The organism is Rhodococcus sp. no. 34 (genome assembly GCF_054589475.1).
The window spans coordinates 192,706-196,475 of the sequence record NZ_BAAILK010000049.1 but is presented as its reverse complement, the minus strand read 5'-3'; the positions used below and the strand labels follow the sequence as shown (position 1 = coordinate 196,475).

Annotated in this window: 5 protein-coding genes; 2 read left to right on the top strand and 3 right to left on the bottom strand. The window is 61.2% G+C overall.

Annotated features, from left to right (window positions below):
• The 3 genes from ACYP01_RS29695 to ACYP01_RS29685 all read right to left on the bottom strand — a co-directional run.
• A partial coding sequence (locus ACYP01_RS29695) for a serine hydrolase (RefSeq protein WP_459683620.1) occupies positions 1 to 315 on the bottom strand: 315 nt, incomplete at its 3' end.
• A 97-nt stretch (positions 316 to 412) separates the two neighbouring features.
• Positions 413 to 1,984, bottom strand: coding sequence for an MFS transporter (locus tag ACYP01_RS29690; RefSeq protein ID WP_003945261.1), 1,572 nt, complete (start codon positions 1,982 to 1,984; stop codon positions 413 to 415).
• Between the two features lie 101 nt (positions 1,985 to 2,085).
• Positions 2,086 to 2,649: a TetR/AcrR family transcriptional regulator gene (locus ACYP01_RS29685; RefSeq protein WP_459683619.1), complete on the bottom strand. Its 564-nt coding sequence runs from the start codon at positions 2,647 to 2,649 to the stop codon at positions 2,086 to 2,088.
• 340 nt (positions 2,650 to 2,989) lie between these two features.
• Here ACYP01_RS29685 and ACYP01_RS29680 point away from each other — a divergent pair, with 340 nt between their 5' ends.
• Together ACYP01_RS29680 and ACYP01_RS29675 are read left to right on the top strand one after the other, a co-directional pair.
• The gene (locus tag ACYP01_RS29680) at positions 2,990 to 3,445 is read left to right on the top strand and encodes a nitroreductase family deazaflavin-dependent oxidoreductase (RefSeq protein ID WP_459683617.1); all 456 of its coding nucleotides are present in this window, start codon (positions 2,990 to 2,992) and stop codon (positions 3,443 to 3,445) included.
• A 108-nt stretch (positions 3,446 to 3,553) separates the two neighbouring features.
• A partial coding sequence (locus ACYP01_RS29675; RefSeq protein WP_459683615.1) for an NAD(P)-binding domain-containing protein occupies positions 3,554 to 3,770 on the top strand: 217 nt, incomplete at its 3' end.

Genomic DNA, 3,770 nt, shown 5'->3' with positions numbered 1-3,770 from the left:
ACCCAATTCGCGAACCCCGAATCCCTTTGCATACACAGTCTTACCGCCGTGCACCACGGCCACCGCCATACCGGGAACACCGGAACTCGCCATGAGATCGTTGGCGAGACCGTCGAGCTTCCCGACGGCGTCGTCGATCTGCCCCTCCGGGATCGGCACCCCGGCGTCGAGACCCGGGCTGGCGTCGCTGACGGCCGGCCCGGGCGCCGAGGTCGTGTCGGAATCGGACGAGCACGCGGCGAGCAGGGCGACCGTCAGAAGGACCGGAATCGCCGCCACTGACAGTCGAGAGCTGTTTCTACTGGTGATGGACACGAGATTCTCCCTAGCAGGGCTGTCGTCGGTACCACTCGGTCAATCCAGTATCGGGGAACGGCGGGCTGACATTGGGACAAATCGGGAAACCTTGTAGCTACTTCGGGGTCTTGGTTGTCAGACTGCCGAGAATGGAGCCTTCTGTGACCGGCTTCCAAGGGAGCAACAACGCGACCAGCAGAGCGGTGATCAATGCTGCTCCGACCGTGAAGTACGACGCGATGGCGAAGCCTTCCAGGCATGCGGTCTTCATCGTGTAGATCAGACTGTCCTTCTGTTGTTCGAAGAGCGGACTGATGTCGCGCGAGCGTATCTCGATGACACTGAGCACGGACTCGCGAGCGAAGCCCTTCTCTTGGGCGGACATCACGGCGTCGGGGATGGCGTCGACTATCGGGGCCACCTTGGAGGTGTAGTACGAGGCGACGATCGAACCGATGACGGCGACGCCCAGGGTCCCGCCGAGCTCACGCGTCGTGTCGTTGACTGCCGAACCTGCGCCCGCTTCGTCGAGGGGCACCGAGGACATGATGGAGTCGGTCGCCGGTCCCTGGACAATTGCGAGGCCCAGACCCATGAGAACCATCGAGATCACGACGGGTCCGAGGTAGGGCGTCTCGACGGTCGTCTGACCCGCCAGGAACATCCCGCCGCTGAGGACGAGGAGGCCGAACACCATCACTGCGGTCGTGCCGAGTTTCTGTGCCGCCAAGGTGGCGACTGGGGCGCCCACGGCGACAGCTGCAGCGAAAGGCAAAGAGTGGATGCCGAATTCGAGCGGCGAGTACTCCCGAACGCCCTGGAAATACTGCGTGATCAGGAACAGGAATCCGAACATGCTGAAGTAGCTGACCGCAATAGCCAAGGCGGGGAAAGAAAACCGCCGGATTCGGAAGAGATTCATGTTCAAGATCGGCGCGTCGGTGCGCAGTTCCCATGCTACGAATGCGGCCAACAACACTGTCGCAGAGAGGTATCCCGTGATGCTGAATGTCGACACCCATCCGCGATGTGGTGCGTCGATGATGGTCCACACCAGAATGACGATGCCGAGGAGCGACAAGATTGTTCCGACGAAATCGAATCGGCCGACGTGGAGCGCCTTCGATTCCGGAACAACCAGCAGCACACCGACGATGACCAACAACGCTGCCGGAACGTTCATCCAGAACACCGAGTGCCAGGAGAAGTGCTCGAGAAGCCAGCCGCCCGCAGTCGGGCCGATGGCAATCGCGAAGCCGGCCATTGCGGTCCAGGCCGCGATGGCGATGGCTCGTTCTCTGGCGTCGGTGAAGATGTTCGTGATCATGGCGAGGGTGGCCGGAAAGACCGCTGCGGCAAACACACCCATGGCGGCTCGCGCCATGATCACCTGTTCGAGGTTCGAAGCCAAGGCGCCGACGAGTGACATCGCACCGACGCCGATCAAGCCGATGATCATCACTCGGCGGCGTCCGAAGCGGTCACCCAGGTGACCGAAAGTGAGCAGGAATCCGGCGAAGGTCAGAGTGTATGCGTCGACGATCCATTGCAGGTCGCTGACGCTGGCGAACAGGTCGACGCTCATCGTCGGCAGCGCAACATTGACCACCGTGTTGTCAAGCACGACAAGGAGTTCGGCGAGGCAGATGAAGATCAGTGCAGTGAATCGGCGGGATTTCGTCATCATGGGCGTCGAGAGCGCCGGTGCAAGTGTGTGAGACATGTTTGTACGCCATCTCTGCTCCTGCGCGAACGGCAGCAGCGGTTGGAAGTAGAGGGGTCGGTCAGCTAGGGGGCTGAGACCAGAGCCTTGAGGTGAGCGCCGATGCGATCGAGAGGCGCCGTGGTGTGCTGAGCTTTTGCCATCAGCGTCGCGCCTTCGATCGACGCGATGACGACGGTTGCCCATTGTGCTGCAGTCTCGGACGGCTGTCCCTGTTGCCAGAAGAACGAGGTGAGAAGCGATTCCCACGAGGTGAAGGATTCGCCCGCAGCAGTCAATGCCGCCGGCGTCGATGCGCCTTCCACCGCCGCGGCTGCGACGGGACAGGAGGAAGTGAAATCGCTCTCTACCAAGCTGTTTCGGAAGATGGTGACAACCGCGTCGATGATCTCCGGTGGGGAGGACTGAGTGATCATCGAACTGATGGCTGCACTGACTCCGCGGCCGAAGTACGCGACTGCTTCACCGGCCAACTGCCCTTTGCCTTCGGGGAAGTAGTGATACACCGACCCGCGGGGAGCTCCCGAGCGTTCGACGATCTCGGTGAGCGAGGTCGTGGCGATCCCGTGTTCGCGGAAGGCATTGATGGCGCCGACCAGCATCAGAGTGCGGGAATCGGAGTCGGCCATCCCGCCATCGTATGCAATCGCGGTGCTGCTCGACTCATCTGGTGTTGCTGATTCTCTTGGTACTCCCCACTTGCGGCGCGCTGCAGCGATCGGACAGCGCGTCTGCGGGCCAGTCATGGAGACGAGGCGTCTCGAGGTGTGCTCATCTCTGCCTCCCAGTATGTCGATCGGTATAGGAACGAATCTGAGACTAGATGTAACCGACAGACACAGTCAAGTGTTGTCTGCAGGTGGCATGCGGTAATCGAGATTCTTGGTGGCAAAACTCCCCGAGCAGTGGTTATATCGTGCGGTATAGAGCTGCTGCATGGAGTGCCAGCTCCGGAGGAGAGGAAACGACATGCCGGTTCCGACGTCAGTTGCACGAAAGAGAAGAATCGAAGTCGCAATCGGGAAGTACTTCGCCAATCCGCTGGTTACCGGATTGAATCGGATCGGCTTGATGCCGTCGTTGATGACCGAGATCGAGACGGTCGGACGCCGAACCGGTCTGGCCCGCCGAGTTCCCGTCGCGATCACATATGACGGCGACGAGGCGTGGGTCATCGCGCAACACGGCATCGATACCGGCTGGGGTGCCAACATCAGTGCGACCCCGGAGGTTCGGATCCGTCGCCGCGGTCAGTGGATCGACGGACAGGCCCAGATCATGCCGGACGACGACGTGTCGGCGCGGGTGAAGACATTCACGTCGGGGAAGTTGAGATCGGCACTGACGGCGTCGGCGTTCCGCGGGTTGCAGACCGATCCGGTCAGCGTTCGAATCAAACTCGCACTCGATCCGTCAATCGATTGAATCAACGGGAGTTGAAATGGTCGGTGCGGAATGACCCGATGGGTTCTCGTCGTTGACGAATGCAGCGGTGGCGCGATCGCCACTGCACACGACGAAGGAGCAGGGTCAATGCGTATCGGAATCATCGGAGCCGGTCAGATTGGTGGCACGCTCACACGCAGGCTGGCTGCGCTCGGTCACGACGTGCGTGTCTCGAACTCGCGGACACCGGACACGCTTGCAGAACTGGAAGCGGAGACGGGTGCGAAGGCAGTCCGCAGCACCGAGGCCGCCGAGGGTGCAGAGCTGATCATCGTGAGCATTCCTCAGAAGAACGTGGTCGATC